The 23,201-nt window shown below is 43.9% G+C and carries 21 protein-coding genes and 1 pseudogene; all 22 read left to right on the top strand.

From position 1 onward, the window contains the following. Positions 1 to 54 precede the first annotated feature (54 nt). Positions 55 to 285, top strand: a complete 231-nt coding sequence (locus CS022_RS08090; RefSeq protein WP_129121866.1) for a hypothetical protein — start codon at positions 55 to 57, stop codon at positions 283 to 285. Positions 286 to 749: 464 nt separating this feature from the next. Beyond that, a complete protein-coding gene (locus CS022_RS08085) occupies positions 750 to 935 on the top strand; it encodes a hypothetical protein (RefSeq protein WP_129121865.1) in 186 nt (61 codons plus the stop codon). A 113-nt stretch (positions 936 to 1,048) separates the two neighbouring features. Further along, positions 1,049 to 2,684 (top strand): annotated as a pseudogene (locus CS022_RS28030) (ABC transporter transmembrane domain-containing protein). Beyond that, the gene (locus CS022_RS08065) at positions 2,651 to 3,253 is read left to right on the top strand and encodes an ATP-binding cassette domain-containing protein (protein ID WP_201746239.1); all 603 of its coding nucleotides are present in this window, start codon (positions 2,651 to 2,653) and stop codon (positions 3,251 to 3,253) included. Before CS022_RS28030 ends, CS022_RS08065 begins: the two are co-directional and overlap by 34 nt. Further along, a complete protein-coding gene (locus CS022_RS08060; RefSeq protein ID WP_129121860.1) occupies positions 3,219 to 5,426 on the top strand; it encodes a putative HlyD family type I secretion protein in 2,208 nt (735 codons plus the stop codon). The genes CS022_RS08065 and CS022_RS08060 overlap by 35 nt, the downstream gene beginning before the upstream one ends. A 485-nt stretch (positions 5,427 to 5,911) precedes the next feature. Next, complete coding sequence (locus CS022_RS08055; RefSeq protein ID WP_129121859.1) at positions 5,912 to 6,091, top strand: hypothetical protein; 180 nt, start codon at positions 5,912 to 5,914, stop codon at positions 6,089 to 6,091. Positions 6,092 to 6,163: 72 nt separating this feature from the next. Further along, positions 6,164 to 6,352, top strand: coding sequence for a hypothetical protein (locus tag CS022_RS08050; RefSeq protein ID WP_129121858.1), 189 nt, complete (start codon positions 6,164 to 6,166; stop codon positions 6,350 to 6,352). 88 nt (positions 6,353 to 6,440) lie between these two features. Continuing rightward, a complete protein-coding gene (locus CS022_RS08045) occupies positions 6,441 to 8,612 on the top strand; it encodes a peptidase domain-containing ABC transporter (protein WP_129121857.1) in 2,172 nt (723 codons plus the stop codon). Continuing rightward, entirely contained in the window at positions 8,590 to 10,800 is a 2,211-nt protein-coding gene (locus CS022_RS08040; protein ID WP_129121856.1) for an HlyD family secretion protein, read from the top strand. Before CS022_RS08045 ends, CS022_RS08040 begins: the two co-directional genes overlap by 23 nt. Positions 10,801 to 10,870: 70 nt before the next feature. After that, complete coding sequence (locus CS022_RS24835) at positions 10,871 to 11,044, top strand: hypothetical protein (protein ID WP_161569595.1); 174 nt, start codon at positions 10,871 to 10,873, stop codon at positions 11,042 to 11,044. Positions 11,045 to 11,272: 228 nt separating this feature from the next. Further along, positions 11,273 to 12,649: an MATE family efflux transporter gene (locus CS022_RS08035; RefSeq protein WP_129121855.1), complete on the top strand. Its 1,377-nt coding sequence runs from the start codon at positions 11,273 to 11,275 to the stop codon at positions 12,647 to 12,649. A gap of 371 nt (positions 12,650 to 13,020) precedes the next feature. Then, positions 13,021 to 14,658, top strand: coding sequence for an acetolactate synthase large subunit (locus tag CS022_RS08030; RefSeq protein WP_129121854.1), 1,638 nt, complete (start codon positions 13,021 to 13,023; stop codon positions 14,656 to 14,658). 20 nt (positions 14,659 to 14,678) lie between these two features. Then, positions 14,679 to 15,101, top strand: coding sequence for an aldehyde dehydrogenase family protein (locus CS022_RS27235; RefSeq protein WP_268967881.1), 423 nt, complete (start codon positions 14,679 to 14,681; stop codon positions 15,099 to 15,101). Then, positions 15,098 to 16,069, top strand: coding sequence for an aldehyde dehydrogenase family protein (locus tag CS022_RS08025; RefSeq protein ID WP_268967880.1), 972 nt, complete (start codon positions 15,098 to 15,100; stop codon positions 16,067 to 16,069). The genes CS022_RS27235 and CS022_RS08025 overlap by 4 nt, the downstream gene beginning before the upstream one ends. A 192-nt stretch (positions 16,070 to 16,261) precedes the next feature. Further along, positions 16,262 to 17,938, top strand: coding sequence for an alkaline phosphatase D family protein (locus CS022_RS08020; protein WP_129121853.1), 1,677 nt, complete (start codon positions 16,262 to 16,264; stop codon positions 17,936 to 17,938). A 162-nt stretch (positions 17,939 to 18,100) separates the two neighbouring features. After that, positions 18,101 to 18,529, top strand: coding sequence for an acyl-CoA thioesterase (locus CS022_RS08015; RefSeq protein WP_129121852.1), 429 nt, complete (start codon positions 18,101 to 18,103; stop codon positions 18,527 to 18,529). A 152-nt stretch (positions 18,530 to 18,681) separates the two neighbouring features. After that, positions 18,682 to 19,446 carry a helix-turn-helix domain-containing protein gene (locus CS022_RS08010; protein WP_129121851.1) on the top strand — a complete coding sequence of 255 codons (765 nt, stop codon included), beginning with the start codon at positions 18,682 to 18,684 and terminating at the stop codon, positions 19,444 to 19,446. Positions 19,447 to 19,583: 137 nt separating this feature from the next. Continuing rightward, positions 19,584 to 20,354, top strand: coding sequence for a helix-turn-helix domain-containing protein (locus CS022_RS08005; RefSeq protein ID WP_129121850.1), 771 nt, complete (start codon positions 19,584 to 19,586; stop codon positions 20,352 to 20,354). 155 nt (positions 20,355 to 20,509) lie between these two features. Continuing rightward, positions 20,510 to 20,752: a hypothetical protein gene (locus tag CS022_RS08000; protein ID WP_129121849.1), complete on the top strand. Its 243-nt coding sequence runs from the start codon at positions 20,510 to 20,512 to the stop codon at positions 20,750 to 20,752. Positions 20,753 to 20,862: 110 nt separating this feature from the next. Then, on the top strand, positions 20,863 to 22,206 hold the full coding sequence (locus CS022_RS07995; RefSeq protein WP_129121848.1) for an MFS transporter: 1,344 nt from the start codon (positions 20,863 to 20,865) through the stop codon (positions 22,204 to 22,206). Positions 22,207 to 22,337: 131 nt separating this feature from the next. After that, positions 22,338 to 22,655, top strand: a complete 318-nt coding sequence (locus CS022_RS07990) for a helix-turn-helix domain-containing protein (protein ID WP_129121847.1) — start codon at positions 22,338 to 22,340, stop codon at positions 22,653 to 22,655. 165 nt (positions 22,656 to 22,820) lie between these two features. Next, the gene (locus CS022_RS07985; RefSeq protein ID WP_129121846.1) at positions 22,821 to 23,102 is read left to right on the top strand and encodes a hypothetical protein; all 282 of its coding nucleotides are present in this window, start codon (positions 22,821 to 22,823) and stop codon (positions 23,100 to 23,102) included. Positions 23,103 to 23,201: the final 99 nt, after the last annotated feature.

The following is a 23,201-nucleotide window of genomic DNA, read 5'->3' as shown; positions in this document are numbered from 1 at the left end:
TAACGGAGTACAAACGGAAGGAAACTTCCAAATCATGAAAAAAGGAGATTTACCATGAAAAAAGAAATGACCATTAACGAATCAAATGAAATCAACGGTGGTGCAGCAGCGACGATGAGCATCATGACAGCTATCGGTGTTGCAACTGCTGTGTTTGGCCTGACAGGTGCTGCATTCAGCGCTGCAGCAGCATTAGTTGGCCTAGTGACAGCGGGTATCGGTCTTTATCAAGCTGTAAACCAAGTATTCGGCGATCAAGCTGATAAAGCAAGAAAATTCCTGTAATCACAAAGAACCGAATGATGGAGAATGTAATAACAAGACGTTATTAAAATCATCGATTTAATTGATATTACATTTACTCACCATAGATCATAAAGTGACTACATCAACAACTTTATAGAGTAAATTAACTATGAAGACAGAGATAACGTGCCAAGAAGCAAATGAGATTTTAGGCGGCCATAGCATAAATGGTTTTTTTGTTGCGATAAAAGCAATAATTACGGTAATTATGCACAAGCAGATGCCCTTATATCCCATTTAAAATGGCATAATTTAAGTATTCGGCGGTAAGCTGATAATTAAATTATCTGTATCATATAGATATATAGTCACAAACTTTATTAAAAACTTTTTTTGCTGTTACATTTATTCGCTGCTGACCGGGAAATATTTTCTTAGTGAAGAATTATTTTACTGTGCTCAAAACAGTGACAGCATCACTAACTTTACAGAGTATATTTACTATGAAAACACAAATGACTAATCTGGAAACCAATGAAGTTTTAGGCGGACATAACCTGACTGATGCTCTTACTATCCTCAACGCACTTCAGCCATTTCTCTCTGCGGCAGGCGGCTTCGCTAGCGCACTAGGCGCTGTCGGCACAGCATTAACTGGACTGCTTAATGCTCTACCAAAAAGCAAGTAACCTGAAATACATATTGGGGCTTTATGCCCCAATATTTTCATCCAAAAAAATTATAAAAACGAACCACTGGTGATATCGCCATTCTTTCTCTTTCTTGAAAGCCAGAGGTGTACATGAGTTCTGCAAAAACTAAGGTGATCCTTCAATCCGAAAATGCGGAGTGTGGTAACGCCTGTCTGGCAATGATTGCCAACAAGTATGGTATTGATGTCAGTTTACCCCAGTTAAGAAAGCTCAATCCGACATCCATTGATGCGGGGGTATCAATACGGCAAATATCAGAAACAGCCCAAATGCTGGGCCTAGATACTTCAGCGGTAAAATACGATACCAACCAGCCAGAAGAGCTCGACCTGCCTTGTATTTTACACTGGGGGGCAACCATTTTGTTGTGCTTGATTCGTTGTCAAAAGACAAAATTACAGTACTCGACCCCGGACTTGGAAAACGCACCTACTCTCGTGACAAATTTCAGGAGATGGCAACAGGCTTTGCGCTGGAGTTGACACCTGATCTCAGTAAAAGCGTCTCAGGTGCTGACCTGATTAATGATGATGGTAAACGAGGGGTGGGTTTTGGTGACATAAGAAAAATGATGCCGGGCTTTCGTGGCAGTTTATCTCTGATCCTCATTGTCACATTTTGTACCGCCATCATCTCTCTGTTTTCCCCTCTTTATGTCCAGAAAGTCGTCGACGAGTCGATCAGTAAGGGCAACCTGGATTTACTTTTTGTTCTCTCAACCATTTTCGCCGCCATCTTCTTCCATGAGATGGTATTCGGCTATTTAACAGGTCTCGCCTCAAACAGCCTGAAATTCCGACTCGGTGAAAAGTTGGGAACCAGCATGTTTGCCAAGCTTATCTATCTGCCTATGGATTATTTCAAGCGCAGAAGAACCGGTGATTGCTTGGCAAGGCTCAAATCAACAGAGGTTGTCGCCGGTTTTCTGGTCGACGGCGTGCTGGCCATCATTACTGCTAGCATCATCATTGTTCTCACCATGAGTGTAATGTTCTATTTCAATCCCATGTTAGCTCTGCTCTCTATGGGTGTTATGGCACTGTTTGGTACAGCAAAGTTCGCTTTAAGAGTCGTGTTATCGAGGCTGAAAAGCTCGCGGTAAACGAAGCAGCTAAAGCTGATTCAATGGCCATTGATACCATTAAGTCAGTGAAAACAGTTAAGGCCTTTTCGAATGAAAAAAGCAAAAAGAACCAATGGAGCAGTCAATATGCCACCTCGATTGCTGCATCGTTAAAGCGCCAAAAGCTCAACATTGTGCTGGGTGCACTGAGCAAACTCTTCCTCTCCAGTGAGCTGGTTTTGATTGTCACCACAGGCGGCTACTTCGTCATTGAAGGGGAAATGAGTCTCGGCACACTTTTCGCCTTCATCATGTACAAAAATATCTTTACCGAGCAGGTCATCGTTCTCATTGAATCGTTGATCCTTAAAAACTCTATTGAAGTCCATTTAGACCGTGTCAACGATGTGATTGGCGAAGAATCAGAGATAGAAAATATCGCAGAAAAGTCCACCCGCTTGGTCGGCGAGGCGAATTCAGGTAGCAAGAAGGTTCGACTTCTTGGTGACAATCCGCAGCTGGGCTATCAATTAAAACCGAGTCACTGTCGTTTACCCCGCTGGGCGCCAACCGGAAGATACTCGACGATATCAACCTCACGATACGTTCAGGTGAGAAAGTCTGCATTGTGGGTAAAACGGGTTCAGGGAAAACGACACTGACGAATATCATTTCCGGCTTACACAAACAGTCATCCGGAAACCTTGTTATCAACGATATCAGTACCGAGTCAGTCAACCTCATTAACCAACGTGCCTGTTTCTCTACCCTGTCTCAGGATGACTACATCTTTGCTGGCACACTCGAAGAGAATATTGCGCTCACCAGTTATGACGTTGACTACGCGCTTCTCGATTACGTTTGCCATCTCAGTCTGATTTACGATGATATCCAGAAAATGACCAGCGGCTACAAAACCATGTTGACAGAAAATTCAGGCTTCCTGTCAGCGGGGCAAAAACAGCGTGTTCTGATTGCCCGCGCCCTTTACAAAAATCCGCAATGTCTAGTCCTCGATGAATTCACGTCCAACCTTGATGCGAAAACCTCACAAAGACTGGTCGATAACATCATGCAAGATGTTCACTGCACCCTGATTGTGATCACACATGACACGTCGATTGTCGACAGGTTCAACACCGCTTATCTGATTCGAAATGGGCGACTAAGAAAACTTAAAGCATTGGAGGGGAACAATGAGTCAACTCTCTCTCAAAGCCGCGTCAGCTAAACACAAACAGTGGGCTGAATTTGGTATTCGTTTTTGGTTGGGTGTCTTCAGATTAATGCCCACCTTTTTACTGGCAGGCATTTATCGAACGTTCTGGATCGGCAAAAGAACCCGCAACAAATTAGGTGATGTATTCAAAGATAATGTCACAGCTCTGATGCCAGATTTACTGGCTGATCTGCCCGAGAAAAGCCACGAATTTACAAAAAACATTTATCGCATCGATAAAAGCCGACGCCTGCTCCCTTTTAGCAGCCTGAGATCAATCAAAAAAATGCTGACAGAAGTCAGTGTCGAGAATGGGACAGAATGGTGCAGAGACGAGGCGAAAGTACAGTTCATTTCTATTCATCAGTTTGGCTGCTTACAGAGCATTTTGCTCTCCCTGGTCAACCGAGTGTCCAATGACAGAACGGCTGTCATCATACTGGATGTATACAGTCGGCATTTCGTCAGCAATGTCATTCTAAACGGCATACTGAGAACACTTCACCCTGCTGGCGAAACGCTTGTTCTAAGAAATGATGACCCGTCCCTTGAGGAAAAACTCGCGTCTCTGATCGAAGGGGACAAAAAGCTCGCTATTTTTTTCCCGACAACACTTTGTCTAAAAGGAGAAGACTGCAATTACATCAACCTCTTCTCCCGCAAAGTTGTTGCCTCTAAAAAGATAGAATCACTGATCAATCAAACAAGCGAAAGTAACAGTGTCTATACCGTTCATTCAAACATGACGTTGTTTACAGCTAGTAAACAACAGCTCTCGATAGCCAAGATAGTGATGCCCAAAGTCTCCAGTCAGCGCTTCCATACCGATTATTCTTGGAGCAATGAAATCTATGCTGACTTACAGGATGCTGTCGTAAACCAAATCACCGGTTGGCATCTTTGGCTCGACATTGAATCCTTCTATGGCCGCAAACAACTCAAAGAGGTAGAACAGGAAATGAAAACCAACTTTGATTCTTTTATTACTGGCCGTGTAGAAACACCACCGATTCTTCGCTTTTTCTCCTACGGTGTCTTATCGATATTCTTCACCGCAGCCGTGGTGCTTGTGAATGTTAATTACGCAGCAAGTGATACCGCTGTTGGCTACTTGCTTGGTGCTGATAACAAAGCCGAAATCAAAATTGCCAATACTGGTCAGGTGGTCAACCTCAATGTGGAGGAAGGCGACTATGTCGAAATGGGCGATTTACTCTTCAAACTTAAAGTATCCGGCTCAATCAACAAGCACTCACCACTTGGTGAAACTGTTACTGCACAACTGGGGCAAGACATAGAAACTCTGCACAGAAACATGGAATACATCAAGCTTGACCACGAACAGAATAGGAAACTGCTTTCTTCAGATATCTCAGCCAAAACCGAACAGGTTGAAAGCATTGATCAAATCATCGCCAAACAAAATCAGCACATACGACTTTTTCGCAAACAAGTTAATCGCCTAAAAGATCTTCATGAGAGAAAACTTGCACCGCAGGCAAAGTACGAAGGCGAACAACTCAAACTCATTAACGCTGAAAAAGAATTGGCTAACTACGAATTCAGGCGCAAAGGGCTGCTCACCGATATTGAGCGTCTGAAAAATGAAAAGGCCAAAAGTGAGTTTAAGCTTCAACTGGTTCTTAACAATGAAGAAATGAAGATTTCAGGTATTCAAAAACAACTTGCAGAGCTTAACGAAGATCGTCTTGTTACTGTAAACGCTGAGCGCTCAGGCATCGTCAATAACCTTAAACTCTCATTGGGTGACACCGTAGTGGTTGACGGACGCCCCATAATGGAAATTACACCTGAGGAACAGGGTTCGGTTAAACATGCTGTGTTGTTCATACCTACCAGTTTTCTTAACAATACTGAGATAGGCCAAGATGTCAGAGTCATGGTAGATGCCTTCCCTGTTGACGAATTTGGTAGCTTCAATGGCAAAATCGTCAAAATGTCGTCCTCAAGCTTCAAGCACAGTGACTTTGTTGTTGACTTACCCAGAGGGTCGCTCTACTACAAAGCAGACATCGAAATCTACACCAGCAAGGCCAAGAAAAGCCTTCCGATGCAAGGATTCAAAACGGGAATGCTGATCAGTGCAGATATTTTACAGCCAGAGATATCATTATTCGAATGGCTGTTTGAACCCTTCTTTAAAGCGTTCACCCGAATGTTTTGAGTCAAACTTGTCCTTTTTTAAAAGCCTGCATGCTGCAGGCTTTTTTATTTCATAGACTTATTTAAATTCCAATTAAAATAATCAACAATGGGTTTTATTTATTTTGAAACCAATGTATTAATATTAATAAATAAATTTTTATAAAAATGAAATTTATATTTCGTAAAAAATAAAAAATAAAAAAATATTCAAAACACAGCAAAATAAAGGCCAGATTAATACAAAAAATCACTAACAATCCTCATTCGATAATATAATTGGTAAAAATTTGACATTGCTCCACAACTGTCAATCACGCCATTAACAAATAAATTAAAAGATAATATTGTATTCAGTCAGTGGAACAGCATTGAGTTTCACATTAGAAATAAAACAATTACATCATCATAATCATCAATGAAAATATATTGAATTAATCACTTCGATTTTAAATTTCGGAAAGTAATTCACATATATAAAAAGGAGAAACACAATGAAAAAAAGTTATGAATAAAAAAGAAGCTGATCAGGTTACCGGCGGAATGGACCCATTCACAATCGCAATTGGTATAATTGGTATTGCTGGTGCAGGTCTAAGTGCTGCTGCTGCAGGAATCGGTCTAATTACAGCAGGTATTGGTCTTGCCGTTACCATTTGGGACCTAATAGGTAATAAAAGAAAATAATTAAATATAAATCTACTTTTTATTTTTCTTGCTGTCAGATTACGTTGAAAAACGTAATTAAGGAAACAAATTATGAAACAACAGATAACTTGTCATGAAGCCGATGAAATCATGGGCGGAGGAAAAGAGTTTTGGGACGGTCTATTTACAGTCCTTGGTGCAATGGTGCCTTTCCTCAACGCACTTGGTGGATTTGTAGGTGCAGTAGGCGGTGTCGCAGGTCCCCTAGGCTCAGTTGTAGGTGCATTTAGGCCATCATAAGTGTCAGTAATATTTAAGGAGGTCAATATCGGCCTCCTTATTATTTTTACCATCTTTGATAGTGGCCAACTACCAAGAGATATTAGTAATGAACGTTATTTTTCAGTCGGAAAATGCTGAGTGCGGTAATGCCTGCCTCGCAATGATTGCTTGTAAATATGGGATAGATATTGGCCTACCACAACTGCGTAAGCTCAACCCAACATCGATCGACAGTGGCGTCTCAGTCAGGCAAATAGCTGAAACAGCCGAATTGATCGGTATGTACACATCTGCCGTGAAGTTCGATGTGGCCACCCCTGAAGAGTTGGAACTTCCTGCTATTCTTCACTGGGGCAGCAACCATTTTGTGGTACTTGAGTCTATTTCTGAAAAGTTGATTACTATTCTTGACCCTGCATTAGGAAAAAGAACGTATTCCCACAGTGAATTTAAAGAGTACGCATCAGGATATGCGCTTGAACTCGTCCCAGACATCAAGAAAGATGTCGATGTCAGCAAGCTGGTCGACAAAGATAAAATTACTCCTCTTACATTCTCTGATATAGCCAAAGTGATGCCGGGGTTTCGTAAAAGTCTATTCCTCATTCTTGTAGTGACATTTTGTACAGTCTTAATTTCGCTCTTATCACCCTTATATGTTCAGAAAGTCGTTGATGAAGCAGTCAATCGAGGAAATATCGATCTCCTCTATGTGTTATCAACCGTATTCGCCGCAATTTTCATTCATGAAATACTCTTTAACCATATTAATGAGCTCGCTAAAAATAATTTAAAATTCAGGTTGGTCGAAAAGCTTGGAACCAGTATTTTTTCAAAAATGGTCTATCTCCCCATCGAATATTTTAAACGGCGAAGAACTGGTGATTGTCTGGCGCGTTTAAAATCTTCTGAAATGATCACCAGCTTTATGATTGATGGTTTGCTGACCATTGTAACCTCTGGCATTATTGTCTTACTGACAATGAGTGTCATGCTTTATTTCAATGTTACACTCACTTTATTATCTGCCGCCGTGATGGTGTTATTTGGACTGGCCAAGTTCGCGGTAAAATCGAAAGTGGTCGATGCTGAGAAACTCGCTGTTACCGAATCTGCAAAGTCAGATTCGATAGCCATAGACACCATAAAATCAGTCAAAACAGTCAAAGCATTTTCAAACGAAAAAAGTAAAAAAAGTCAGTGGGGCAGTCAGTACGCATCTGCTATTTCAGCTTCATTAAAACGACAAAAACTCAATATTTCTATCGGCTCACTGAGCCAACTATTTCTCTATAGTGAACTTGTGCTGATTGTGACTACTGGTGGCCTTTTCGTTATTCAAGGCGAAATGAGTGTCGGGACACTTTTCGCTTTCATCATGTACAAAAACATGTTTACAGAGAAGTTTATCTCCTTGATTGAAGCACTGATCTTAAAAGATTCTATCGGTGTGCACTTGGAGCGTGTGAACGACATTGTCAGCGAAGACTCTGAAATCGAATATGTTGAACATAATGCAGATTTATCGGCAAAAGGAAACCATCAAAAGAAAGTTCACTTGATGGACAGCAACCCCGAGCCCGGACTCGCTATTACAACGAAAAATCTAGAATTCACACCTTTAGGTGCAAACCGAAAAATACTGAACAGTATTAACTTGTCGATTCAACCCGGTGAAAAAATCTGCATTGTTGGGAAGACTGGGTCTGGAAAAACCACACTGACTAACATCATCTCAGGGCTTCATCGACAGTCATCAGGTGATTTAACAATTAATGGTGGAAATACAAACGACATTAACCTGATTAATCAGCGTGCGAACTTCTCAACCCTGTCTCAGGATGACTATATCTTTGCTGGCACACTTGAGGAAAATATCGCGCTTACGAGCTACGACATAGACTACAGCTTACTCGACCGGGTCTGTAAACTCAGCCTCATCTTCGATGATATCCAGCAAATGACCAGCAAATATAAGACCTTGCTGACCGAAAACTCCGGCTTCCTGTCCGCGGGCCAAAAGCAGCGTGTACTGATTGCTCGGGCGCTTTATAAGAACCCGCAATGCTTGATCCTAGATGAATTCACATCAAATCTGGATGCAAAAACATCACAGAAACTGGTCAACAATGTGATGAAGCACGTCCACTGCACCTTAATTGTTATCACCCACGATACAACCATCGTTGACAGGTTTGACACCAGCTACCTCATTCACAATGGCAGGTTACGTAAATTAAAATCCCTGGAGGTCAATGATGAGCGAGCCATCAGCTAACGTCACGCTTGAAAAACATCAGAAGCTGGTCACTTTCTGTGTCGCGGTGTGGTTACAACTCTTTCGTCTGTTTCCAACTGTTTGCCTAAAATATGTCTTCGCGATCAAGCAACGGATTAAGCGCGAGAGCAGCAAAACAAGGCGTCAGTTTAGTGAGAATCTGGTGTTAATCATGCCAGATCAGCGGTCCAACGCACCGGAACTTAGTCAGGAGTTTTCCCGTTTCCATGCTCAGTGTGAACAGAGCCGTCGGTTACTGCCAAAAACACGTATTGGCAAGCTAAAAAACCAACTCAAGCACGCTGATAAGGTACAAACCCTAGGTGTTCTCGAAAACAATGAAAGTAAGATTTTCATGTTCATCCATCCCTTTGGATGTCTCCAGAGCATAATGTTGTCGTTGGTTAATCACATTGCAGAAGATCGCACGGTTGTTCTGCTTCTCGACAGTCATAGTAAGCATCACATCAACCGCTTTTTCCTGAAGGATGTTGTGTCTAGGCTACTGCCGGCACACAACATTCATATCCTGTGTAACACAGATTCAGATATCGAAATTACGCTCGCTACATTGATTGCCTCAGAATCAAAATTGATGATGCTGATGTCGTCCAACATTAACTTTGGAGAGAAAAAAGCCAAATACACTCACCTATTTTCCAAACAAGTAATTGGCTCAGCGGTGATTGAAGAACTCGCCAATACTCATAGCGAAAGTGCAGCTTTCTTCAGTGTGTGTTCTCAACTTTCTCTGATTAACAGGCCAAACGCTGACCTCAATATCACTTCGCTTTGTGGTCAAAGTGAACGATCCGTTGTGTGTGCTGAAAGGAGACCCTTCAACCAAATCCTTTATTCAGACCTCCAGGACAAAGTGACGGCCCGAGTAACGCAGTGGCAACTTTGGCTGGATCTTGAATCCTTCTATGGCCGTCAGAATATTCAACATGTCGAGGAAGATATGAAAAGTAATTTCGATAAATTCGTTTCTGGCAGAGTGGAAACCCCGCCAATTCTGCGTTTTTTCTCATACTGCATTGTCTCTGTATTTGCCACAGCAATCCTCATTCTGATTAATGTCCACTATACAGCCAGCGATTCGGCGGTTGGTTACTTACTGGGAGAAGAGAACAAAGTCGATGTGAAACTTTCCTCGTCAGGTCAAGTGGTTGATGTCAGGGTTCAGGAGGGTGATAACGTGGAAAAAGGCGATCTGCTTTTTACTCTTGAAGCTACGCAAAGCATCGACGGTAGCTCACCGTTGGGAAGGAAGGTGACACAGCAACTGGAAGAAGATATCGAAAGGTTGGAGAAAAACATGGCCTACCTTCGCTTAGATCATCAAAAAAATACGCAATCCCTACAAACCGAGATTCAGGCTAAATCAGCCCAACGCATTAGCATGGAGAAAATCATCAATAAACAGTTGCAGCACATCGCATTGATGAAAAAACACGTCATGCGTATTAGGGATCTTCACCTGAAAAAACTGGCGACACTGGCGCAATATGAGAGTGAACAGCTGAATTTGATCAATGCCGAGAAAGAACTGGCAAATCACGAGTTGAGTAAGAGCGCATTACTAACAGATATTGCGCGCCTTAACAATGAGTTAGAGAAGTCTGATTATAAAATTGAAGTTGTGCTGAACAACGAAGCCATGAAAATCTCTGCGGTTAAAAAACAACTGGTTGAGATTAGTGAAAAGCAGACGACCCATGTCTATGCCGAACGTGACGGCACAGTCAATAATCTCAAGGTCTCATTGGGTGACAGTACGGTTGTTGATGGACGCTCTGTGATGGAAATTGTTCCTATTGACGACGGAGTTGTGAAACGCGCCGTTATCTTCATTCCCACCAACATCCTCAACAATACAGAGGTGGGGCAAGATGTCAGCGTCATGGTTGATGCCTTTCCCGTTGATGAATTCGGTATCTTTCAGGGAAAAATCATCAAAATGTCGTCATCCACTTACAAACACAGTGACTTCATTGTGGACTTACCCCGACGTTCTCTTTATTACAAAGCAGACATAGAAATTTATACCAATAACAGCAAGAAGCAGCTTCCCGTCGAGGGTTTCAAAACTGGGATGCTCATCAATGCTGATATTTTGAGGCCTGAAGTCTCTCTTTTCGAATGGCTGTTTGAGCCTTTCTTCAAAGCCTTTACTCGTATGCTTTAAACCAAAAATATCAAAGACAGTTTGCATCTCGAACAATGACTTACACAATGATTTTAATGAGGAAATACTGATGAAGAAAGAAATTTCAATTGCGCAATCTGATGAAATTACAGGAGGTAGGCTGATTCCTTTACTCCCGGTTGATGTTCTCATTGCCTTCGGTTTTATTGAGCCAGCCCAACAAGTGACGACCACTTGGCCTCTCCCAATTTGTCCATGGCCATACCGTCCTTCCAGGGGTTAAATAATTAGCGTGACAAAGAAACTCAAAGTGTCGTTGATTAAGTTCAGCGGTACTTTGTCTTCAACTTAAAATGATTTCGTAGACTCCCACGCAATATCACAACAGGATATGTTGCAAGCTATCAATATTTGCCAGATCATGTGTTCTTCACCTTGGTGAATCTCTAAACCTCACCAACCATCTCTGAGCCAAGCTCATTGCTCGCCCTTCCCCATTTTAGGAAAACCGATGCAAGACCTTACAACTGGCCCGATACACAGGCATATCATCAGTATGGCTGTGCCTATTGCGACTGGGTTACTGATACAAACACTTTATTTCCTTATCGACCTATATTTCGTCGGCCAACTTGGAGATGCGGCTCTCGCAGGGGTCAGTGCAGCCGGAAACCTGTTTTTCTTTAACATGGCACTGACGCAAATTCTGAACGTTGGCTGTGCCACACTTGTTGCACACGCAATGGGACGGAAAGACAGAGAAAAAGCAGAATCTGTTTATAGCCACGCCATGTTTTACGGCATCACATCAACCATCATCATTTGTCTCCTAGGATACTCGTTTGGTGGAACCTATCTTGATGCACTCGCGAGTACAGCCGAGGTACAGATTTTGGCGTCACAATATTTCAACTGGTTCTTACCCTCTCTCGCACTCCAGTTCATCCTTGTTGTTATTACTGCCAGTATGCGTGGAGCTGGATTAGTGAAACCCTTCATGGCTATTCAGGTTGTTGGCATCATTACCAATGCAATTCTGTCTCCTTTGCTCATTACTGGTGCGGGAGGGCTCTTCCCGCAAATGGAGGTGAGTGGCGCTGCGCTAGCAAGCTCCGTATCTGCGCTACTTGTCCTTTTACTTGCCATTGGCTACCTGTACAACAACCCGAAAACACTGACTCTTCAGCTATCAAAAGTGCGCCCCAACTGGCCAGTCTTGCGAAGTTTACTCAAAGTCGGGGTCCCGGCAGGCAGTGAATTTATGCTGACGTTCTTCTACATGGCGATGATCTATTGGGCGCTGAGTCAATTTGGCTCTGCCGAACAGGCTGGGTTTGGCTTAGGTACACGTATCAGTCAGTCACTCTTCCTTCCTGTAATGGCTATCGCATTTGCTACGCCTGCAATTGCAGGACAAAACTTTGCTGCAGGAAAGTTTGAGAGAGTTCATGCGACTTACAAGATATCGATGGTCATGACAGTCTCCTTGATGGCGCTGGTAGCTCTGCCCTGTATTTTTGCACCCGAAATTATGTTGACGCCTTTCAGCAGCGACCCAGAGGTTATTCTCGTCGCCGCAACCTTCCTGAGCTTCATCGGCTTTAACTTTGTACCAACAGGGATTGTGATGACGTCCTCAGGTATGTTTCAGTCTTTTGGCAATACCCTACCCTCACTCGCCAGCACCTTTATTCGTGTAGGCACATTTAGCCTGTGTCTTATCTATCTGGTCTCAAAAGATAACTTTGAGGTCACGACGATATGGCTTCTTTCTGTATCAACCGTATTTGTGCAGGCTGCTATCAGTTACACGCTGCTTCAGAAAGCAATGAAGAAGAAGGTCTACGGCAGAATGTCAGACATGAAAGAGGCATCAGCCCAGACATGACTATTTTTATTTGAGTGAATATGGTGATAAATACGAAAGATATTCACTAATTACCTACTTAAATCTTCTTCTTTTACCGCGTTTACCGAATATTGGACGCTAAATGCGCATTTGTGAATGTTACGATTTTTCGAGTAGATGCGTGACATACATAGCTTGAAAATTCGGTTGATGTGTTGCCGACTTGCTGAAATTCTCTCCCCGTTATCTGGTCTGAGTCTACACTGAATAAAAATACCTGTCTTATTGATAGGTTAAATACTCGCGCGCTGACTCAGTGAATTGGCGAGAGAAAAGATAGCTCTCACAATGCCTGCTGTATCGCTATGAACTTCGCACGCCGTCAATAATTCCGGATGTGAGATGAAGAAATGAAAACATCAGATCTTTTTGTAAAAGCATTAGAAAATGAGGGTGTTGAGTATATATATGGGATCCCGGGGGAAGAAAATCTCGATTTTCTTGACTCACTTAAAGACTCACCAATCAAACTCATCCTCACACGTCACGAACAAGCCGCTGGCTTTATGGCAGCGACATACGGCCGACTGACCGGTAAGCCGGGTGTCTGCCTTTCAACGCTTGGTCCGGGCGCAACTAACTTTGTCACCGCAGCTGCTTATGCGCAGTTGGGTGCGATGCCAATGATCATGTTGGGTGGCCAAAAACCAATAAGAAAGAGTAAACAAGGCCGCTTCCAGATTGTTGATGTCGTCAATCTGATGAAACCCATCACTAAGTATTCAGAACAAATCGTCGATGGTAACAACGTGCCTGCCATGGTGCGGGAATCGTTCCGTCAATGCATGGAAGAAAGACCGGGAGCCGGATACCTAGAGTTGCCTGAGGACATAGCAGCAGAAGAGTCAAAAGCTGAGATTTTCGACGTTGTGAACAGTCGACGCCCTGAAGCTGATGAAAAAGCATTAAATCAAGCGGCGGAAATGATCAAAAACGCGAAAATGCCCCTTCTTTTGATTGGTGCGGGTGCCAACAGAAAGCGGGCTAGTACAGCACTCACTGAGTTTATCGACAAGACAGGCATCTACTTTTTTAATACACAAATGGGTAAAGGCGTTGTTGACGAGCGACACGAACGCTTTATTGGCACCGCGGCCCTTTCCAGTCATGATTTCCTCCACTGTGCCATTGAGAAAGCTGACCTGATTCTTAACGTCGGTCATGATGTTATAGAAAAGCCACCGTTTTTCATGGAAAGAGATGGAACGAAAGTTATCCATGTGAATTTCTTTGGCGCACGAACTGATGAAGTGTATTTCCCACAAGTGAATGTTGTAGGCGATATTACTGCTTCTGTTGAACGTCTAACAGATAAAGTCGGCGAGCTTCAACAAAACATGGACTACTTCGCTCGCGTTAAACAATACGTAACAGAGAAAACCACTAAGTATTTTGAAGACCGCCGTTTTCCTATGTTGCCGCAGCGTTTGGTGAAAGTGCTCAGGGATAACCTTGATGATGAAGACATCGTCACGCTTGACAATGGTGTCTACAAAATCTGGTTCGCCCGCAACTACTTATGCCACACCAACAATACCTTATTGCTTGATAACGCATTAGCAACCATGGGAGCAGGTCTTCCGTCTGCAATGGCAGCCAAACAGCTTTATCCCCAGAAAAAAGTGGTTTCAGTTAATGGTGATGGCGGTTTCCTGATGAATTCTCAGGAGCTGGAAACGGCAGTAAGAATGGGGCTGGACATGGTGGTCATCATCCTCAATGACAGCGCCTATGGCATGATCAAATGGAAACAGGAAGGCCAAGGTCTAGCAAATTGGGGCTTAGATTTCGATAATCCGGACCTCGTAAAATATGCCAATAGCTTCGGGGCTATCGGGCACAGGCCAGACAGCCATGATGAGTTTCAGTCTATTTTGAAGCATGCGTTGAATACCAAAGGTGTTCACCTCATCGACCTGCCTGTTGACTACTCATTGAATCACTCGATTCTCAACGTGTTGATCAAAGAAAGTAAAGACATTAAATAGTCAGGATAAGGAGCGCTCACATGCCTGAACTTCAGGTTTTTCGCCCGTTTGACGGCAAACTCATCAAGTCCATCCCGACACAGAATGAAGAGGATGTAGACAAGGCGATAGCGCGTGCTCACGCGCTGTTTCAAGACCGCAATGCATGGCTTCCCGCCCACCAGCGGGTTGCCATTTTGGAAAAAACCGCAGAAATCATGTCAACACAGGTTGAGGAGCTGACGGAGCTTGCCGCTGAAGAAGGCGGAAAACCTTACATGGATTCTAAGGTTGAAGTCATGCGTGCGATCAATGGCGTCAAGCTCGCTATTGAACACATCCCACAAATCAAGGGCGAGCAAATCCCTATGGGGCACACCCAATCGTCGGCAAATCGTCTGGCATTTACCCAGCGTGAGCTATCGGTGTCGTATCATCAATCAGTGCGTTTAACCATCCTTTGAACCTGATCATTCACCAAACCGTGCCAGCAATAGCAGTGGGTTGTCCTGTGCTTGTTAAACCTGCCACCACCACACCTCTGTCATGCATACGTTTCGTTGAGATCCTGAAAGAGGCAGGTCTGCCAGAAGGCTGGTGTCAGGCATTGGTTTGCGACAACACCGCAGCAAGCAAACTGGTCAGTGATGAAAGGGTGAACTTCTTGTCGTTTATCGGTTCAGCAAAAGTAGGCTGGATGCTGCGCTCTCTGCTCGCACCCGGCACGCGCTGTGCACTTGAGCATGGTGGTGCCGCGCCCGTGATTGTGGATGAAAGCGCAGATTTAGATGCTGTTGTCCCTGAACTCACCAAGGGTGGTTTCTACCACGCAGGGCAAGTGTGTGTCTCAGTTCAACGCGTTTATGTTCACGAGTCTATCTGTGATGAAGTAGCGACACGCATCAGTGAAGGCGCCAGAAAACTGAAGGTAGGCGATCCGCTTGATCCGGAAACAGAAGTCGGTCCGCTTATTCTTGCGCAAGAAGTCAACCGTGTATCCGCGTGGGTTGAAGAAGCCAAAGCAGAAGGTGCGAAAATACTTTGTGGCGGCGAGAAAATATCTGACCACTGCTACGCACCGACCGTGATACTCAACCCGTCGGAAACGGCCCGCGTGTCACAACAAGAGATATTCGGCCCTGTTGTTTGCGTTTACTCATACACAGACAAAGATGATGCGATTAAACGTGCCAATAGCCTGCCATTTGCTTTTCAGGCTGCCGTGTATACGCAAAACCTTGAGGATGCGCTTTACACAAGCAGCCGCCTCAATGCCACAGCAGTGATGGTTAATGACCATACGGCATTTAGGGTAGACTGGATGCCATTTGGAGGCCGCGACGCATCAGGCATGGGGCTGGGCGGTATTCAATACTCCATGCACGACATGACAAGAGACAAAATGATGGTGTTTAAAAGCCCATCGCTTTAGCTAAAAGTGTTTATAAAAAAGCCTCTCTCACGAGAGGCTTTTTTTTGTTTACGAGGCAGATTCTTGAAGCTACTCGAAATTTCGTTCTGCTATTGATTGAACAGTGTACCGATAAACAAAAATGTAATATTAGAATGGAAAGCTTCCGGACTGGTCAGTCCAGTTTGATGCAGTTTATCAAGGAAGCAATGTATGCCAATTTCAAGACGTCACTTTATTCAGTCCGTTTCGGGCGGTGCTATCGCAACAAGCCTCGCAGGTTGTGTTTCATCCAAAAATAACAATAACGAACCCGTGTCTTTTCAACATGGCATCGCCAGCGGCGACCCAACCCAAACCGCCATTATTTTGTGGACACGTGTAACGACTGAAGCCAGCGAAGTTAATGTGAAGTGGGAGATCGCAACCGATGCAGATTTCACTTCTGTCAGCAAGCAAGGTGAATTTGTCACTGGCAACTATCGCGATTTCACCGTTAAAGTCGACGCAGAAAAACTCCAACCAAATACGCGTTACTATTACCGCTTCGAATGTAACGGCAAATTTAGCCCAATTGGCCAAACAAAGACCCTTGCGGAGGGCTCCCTAGACAGCGCATCGCTAGCTGTTGTCTCATGCTCAAACTACCCAGCAGGTCACTTCAACGTCTACAAAGAAATCGTTACCCAACACCAAAGTAACCCTTTTGATGCTGTAATCCACCTCGGCGATTACCTCTACGAATATGGTTCTGATGGTTACGCGACAGAAGACGCAGCCGCAATGGGACGACTGCCAAGCAAAGGGAGTGAGTGCCTGACGCTAGATGACTATCGCAAACGTTATGCCCAGTATCGCTCTGATCCGAACTTACAAGCTTTACATGCAGATATCCCCATGATTGCAGTGTGGGACGACCACGAGATCGCTAACGACGCATGGAAAAATGGCGCAGAAAACCATGATGATGTCACAGAGGGTAGTTATGACGCTCGTCGTGCTGCTGCGGCAGCGGCTTGGGTAGAATGGCTACCTGTGCGTGAAAATACAGATTCCAATATGCTGATTTACCGTGACTTTCAATTCGGCGATCTGTTGGATCTTTATATGTTGGATACGCGAGTCATTGGCCGCGATAAGCCTCTCCACTACCCGTCATCAGGTGACCCAACAGAAGTACAGAAAGTCATTGCCGAATCTTATTCGCCTCAGCGACAACTTCTCGGTGAGTCCCAAAAGCAATGGCTGACAGAAAAACTGCCGCAGAATAAGGCAAAGTGGAGCGTGCTTGGCCAGCAGGTCTTGATGACTAAAATGGCCTTACCTCACACAGTATTAATGGCGATATTTGGCCTTCTAAATGCCCCGGCCGATAAAAAAGCTGAAGCCATGGCAGCCGTTAACCAAGCTATTCAGAGCTATCTGCAATTGGCAGACAAATCTTCAGTCCCTCACCTTCCATACAATTTGGATGCATGGGATGGATTCTACGCAGAGCGGGAATGGCTTTTGGCTCAGTTTGGGCACCACAATAAACAGTTAATCTCTCTTGCTGGTGATACCCATAATGCGTGGGCAGGGCAACTCCAAAACCATTCAGGTACTAATATTGGTGTCGAGTTTGCAACAAGCTCCGTCAGCTCTCCTGGTATGGAGAAATATCTCGCCATGGATATCGCAGCGATTAAGCAGTTTGAAATGGTGATGCCACAACTTGTTAAAGACCTGCAATTCACAGATTTGTCGCAAAGGGGCTATCTGGCTCTCAACGCAACACATGAAAAAGTTGACGCTGTTTGGCACTTTGTCTCAACCGTAAAATCAGAAGATTACAGAGTGAGTACAAAGTCTGCATCAACCACCGATGGCCTAGCGATAACAATGGCTTAATAGATCCACGACTTGCATATCAAGGTGTCTTTTATAGGCACCTTTTTTACTTTGTATCTATCAATTTTTCAACGAGTTATCAGGTTTATAGATTTTATATTCATACCCAGTCAATTCGTGCTAGCATTATTCAAACAAGCGTTTAACAAGGGGGAAATAAGAATGATAGATGCGCTAAAGGATTACCCAGTGATCACCGAAATATCCGTCGCTTGGGGTGAAATGGATGCTCTCAATCATGTTAATAACGCGGTGTACTTACGCTATTTTGAGACCGCGAGGCTAGAGTACTTCAGTCGTTTTTCAATGATGGAAGATATTCCGAAAACGAAAAAAGGCCCTGTACTGGGCGAAGTCACCTGCAAATATATCCGCCCCGTCACCTACCCAGACACGCTACTGATTGGCTCAAGAGTCACCAACATTGGTGAGGATCGATTTGATATGGAATACCTTGCTTACAGCAAGGCGCAAGGCGCGGTGACGACCAAGGGAACGGCAAAGACAGTAATGTTCGACTTTGCCAACCAGTGCAAAACCACCCTACCCAGCCACATCCGTGAAGCGATGGAAGCCATTGAAGCGAAGTAACCTTTCACATCAAGCAGTCGTTCAGGCTGCTTTTTATTTTTCTTCATCATATGCATATGAGAATCCGCTCTAAACTCCCTCTCCAAATTAATGAACGACCTCATTTTCACTCTAGTATGTTTGGTCAAGGTTCAAATTAGCGAGAAAATTTAATGGGTCACAGCCAAGCAACCAGAATGCTGGAAACACTCAAGAGCGTATTAAAATCAAAAGGGTTAACCTATAAAGAGTTGGCTGAGCGTTGTGATATGACCGAAGTCACTATTAAGCGCCTGCTCAACCGACCGCACATTGCACTGGACCAGCTTATTCAGCTCTGTGAGGCAGCAGATACGTCGATGAACGACATACTGTGGATGATGGAAAATGATATTTCCAAATACACCTCAGAAATGTCACGAGAGCAACTCAAAGCGCAACTTGAAAAGCCCGCGTTGATGGAAGTCTTCATCGCCATCGTTGCTGGCAGCAGACGAATCCAATCCCTGTCAGATAAATTCGGCATCAACCTGCCCTCTGCCTATATCTATGCTCGTGAGCTGGAGAAACTTAATTTCATCACTCTCTCAGGCGAAAACATTGAGCTGGTCTATCCACTTTCAGCAAATACTGATTTTGACGACTCACCAGAGTTTAGTTCAATGCTCTTCAACGCTCGCCTTGAAGCAATTAAGAGGCAAGCCAGTAGCAAGGAAAAAGCATTTGGGAACATTAGCTTTGGTACGGTAATTTTGACCGACGCTGAGTTTAACGCCTATAAAGAGCGATTCACCGTACTTCAGGATGAGATTGCTCAAATCACCCTAAAACACATTCGAAAACCCTCTGATATGACGAGAATATATCAGAACACTCATGCGACCTTCGAAAGCACTGAGCCACTGTTTCCTGTCGAAAATCTGGTTGACGAAGTCTAAACACAACACCACATTGGCTGAAATTTAATGAGGTATCTTAGTTTGCGGATTTACTCCCAATTCATAATCAAACAGAGTGAAATCTCCCACCCTGAACCTACTATAAAACGATGTTTTGATGGTCCTAGGAAGCCAAAATGAGTGAAAGTCACGCAAATCGGATGCTGGAAGCCTTGAAAGGTGTGCTGAAATCTAAAGGACTGACATACAGGGACCTTGCTGCACGTTGCGATCTCACCGAAGTCACCATCAAACGTCTTTTAAATCGCCCACACATCGGCCTAGATCAACTGATTCAGCTTTGTGATGCAGTAGGGACACCAATGTCTGAGTTAGTTCTGCTTGCTGAAAGTCGAATTGATACAGCCATGTCTGAAGAACAACTCGCTGGACATCTCGAAAAACCAGCTCTATTTGAAGTATTTGCCTCCGTTCTGGCAGGGAAAAGAACCATTGATAGTCTTACAGATAGCTTTTCGATCAATCGGCCTTCTGCTTATCTGTACGCAAGAGAGCTTGAGAAATTAAACTTCATTACGTTATCGGGCGACAATATAGAGCTTGTATACCCACTGGCAACGACGTTTAGTTATGAAGATGCACCGGAGCTGTCCGCACTTTATAGAGACGCTTTTATGCAAGTGTTCAATCAAAAACTGGATGTAAGCGGAAATAGGAATGGGCAGGAAAATGAGGATACATTCCATTTCGGTTTGCGACTATTCACGGAGAGCGAACTGAAAAGGTATAAAGAAAGTTTGAATGCAGTGCATGAAGAGTTTGGAAAAATTGGTCTTAACCATATCCGTAACCCTCAAGAGAATGTGAACCTATACAGAGCTGTCTTTGGCCTTTTTGAAGCCGATGCGCCGCTTTTCCCCGTCAAAAACCTTGTTGATAAAGTGTAGTATCTATAACAATTAAGCTTTGCTCATGCCACGGTGACAGATCGTGATACCAACGGTTATCGCCCATAGATACGCCAGCATCTATTAATAGACTCTTGTCATCTCATTGTAAATACTGCCCCCGAACTTACAAAAAAATCAATGGGGGCAATAACATGAAACATCTTACTGGCTCACTAAAAACCCGTATCAACAGAAAATATCTTTACATCTTCATTGTAATTGTTGCTGTAATCGCCTTTGCGTTTGCTTCTTTACCAGAGGTAGTGCAGTTGCCTCTACTTTTGCTTGCCGTTGTTTCTCTCTCTGTTGTTCTAGAAGCATTACTGTTTGGTGTAGCCAGCACACGTCAAGCGGAAGCATGCGAGAGGCATCACTCACTGCGACATTTTAGGTAGCTATACCAAGCACCCTAAAGTAGCCATGCCAGCTACTTGATAACTTATTGATTGTATGAAGGAGTCGCGAAGTAGAAGCTAACAAAAAAACGGAGTATGGAGAACAAACAATGTCAGGAAAAGACAATCACAAAGAAGAAGGGCTAGGTCGTGATTTTTGGTGGTATCGTGGGGGTGAGTTTCTATCAGATTTAGGCTCCTCAGCACAAACATTGGCGGTTGCATGGTGGATATTAGAAACGACAGGCTCTGCCGCCAGCATGGCAACAGTTCTCGTTCCCACCATTCTCTCTGTTCTTGTTTTTAGCCCCTTGCTTGCACCTCTCGGTGACAGGTTTTCCAGAAAGAAAATCATGCTGTGGGCTAACGTAGGGCTGATTTTAACTGTATCGACCATGGCATGGTTATTTTTGATCGGCGGGATGACAATGTTCCTCCTCATCGCCCTCAGTATCGCTTCCTCCTTTTTCGGCTGCTTATTCGAAGCTGGTAGTGCTGCTGTTGTTTCAAACCTCGTTAAGGCAGAACAACTACAAAAAGCCAACCAGAGTATTCAAACTTTAAACTCAGTTGTCGGGTTATTGGGCGCTGCTTTCGGCGCGACCATGGTTGCGACGATTGGAATTGAAGGTGCTGTTCTGGTCAATCTGGGTTCTTTCTTTGCGTCTTTAATCGGTATTTCACTTATTCAACAAAATACCAAACCCAAACGAGAGAACAATGAAACCGATGAGACGTTGACGATAAAGACCTGGAGTGAAGACATTTATCTGGGCTTCCGAGCGTTAGCTAAGGTACGTGTCGTGCTTGCTTTGTTTGTGCTGATACTTCTCTCCAACGCGCTGGCTTATCCGGTGATTGTGTTGATCCCATACCTAGTTAAAGAAACACTGGGGCTCTCTCCTTACTATGTTGGCATCCTTGAATCAGCACTTGCGATTGGCGCCATTCTGGGTGCAACGACGTTGTCTTTTATGACGAAGAGAATGACTAACTATCGTACTTTCTTTCTGGGTATAACTCTCAATGCGTTGATGTTGCTGATACCTGTCGTGATGCAATCGTATTGGGCGTTAGTAATCGGTCTTATGATCTCAACAGCAGGCTGTATCTGGATTAATATTCTAATTCAAACACAAATCACGGTGGCAGTACCTGACCATTTCAGAAGCCGAATCTTATCATCTCTCGGAATCGTGTCTGGGCTGGCAATACCGGTTGGAATTGCGTTAGCAGGCCCCTTGACAGACCACTTTGGTGCATGGTCAACATTTTTTGCCCTTGCTGCTCTGTCGGCGCTGGTTGTCCCACTTTATGCATTGATTCCGAACATAGCAACGTTCTTCAACACACCTGCCGAAGAAGTCGGTGAATGGATGAATAAAACCTACCCCGATGCCTTCGATGGGGAAACTGAGACCAGCGAGGCTAAGCCTGCCGAGCAAGTAAGCTAAATACTGTCCGCGATATACCCAAACCAAAAATAAATTGCTGTTCACTTCCAAACTACCGAGGGAAATGTGTCCGCATCGGTAGTTTTCCCTCAAAATCAAACAAAGGGACAGATTATTAAGGAAAAAGGCAATTGAGCAGTAGTCAGGCACATCAACTTTTGGCCACGTTTAAGGATTTTCTGAAGACAAAGGGCATCACTTACAAATACCTCGCATCACGGGCAGGGATGACCGAATTGACAGTGAAACGCCTGATGAACCGCCCTCACCTTCCCTTAGACCAACTCCTGACGCTCTTCGCTGCCGCAGATACATCTATTGCCGAAGTGTCGACACTTCAAGCAAATTTGAAAAGTGATGTGAATTTAATGTCTAATGACATTGCGAAAGCACTGAGCAAGCAACCTGCCCTTTTTTTCTGTTTTACACGGCATTCTTTTTGGCGCTAGGGACATTAAAGCCGTCTCAAAAGCTTCTGCATTAATATTCCTTCGACATACCTCTACATAAGACAACTCGAAGACCTCGGTTTTCTGAAACTTAATGAACAACAGATTGAGCTTGTTTTCCCCATACCATTAAACCTCGACAGCACACACAAAGAAATAGCAACAATGATAGAGGAAGGGATCATTAAAGCAGCATCTAGAAAGGATTCTGGGGTGAATAAGATTGTGCTATTACAACTCTTAACGGAACAGGAAGCCTCTTCTTTTCATGATGAGTTCATTGAGCTGCTTCAAAAGTATTCAAAGTTGACACATCCACGGTTGAAAACACCCGAGCCAAATGCAACAGCTCAACACATGTACTTTACATACTTCAATGATGAAGATACTGGCCCTTTATTCCCCGTTCCCAACGTCGTAGAGGAAGTGCCTTATACAAGAGGTTAGGAGGTCGAAATCTAAGTCACTTTGACAAAATAAGCACTTATCCATTCGAAGTAAGTCCGTACTGATGGTGCATGAACCCATCTAAATCAAGTGGCGATT

The sequence above is a fragment of the Veronia nyctiphanis genome, from assembly GCF_004116385.1.
In the GTDB taxonomy this organism is placed as follows: domain Bacteria; phylum Pseudomonadota; class Gammaproteobacteria; order Enterobacterales; family Vibrionaceae; genus Veronia; species Veronia nyctiphanis.
Note: the sequence above shows the minus strand (reverse complement) of the source record. Positions and strands in the feature narration are given on the sequence as shown.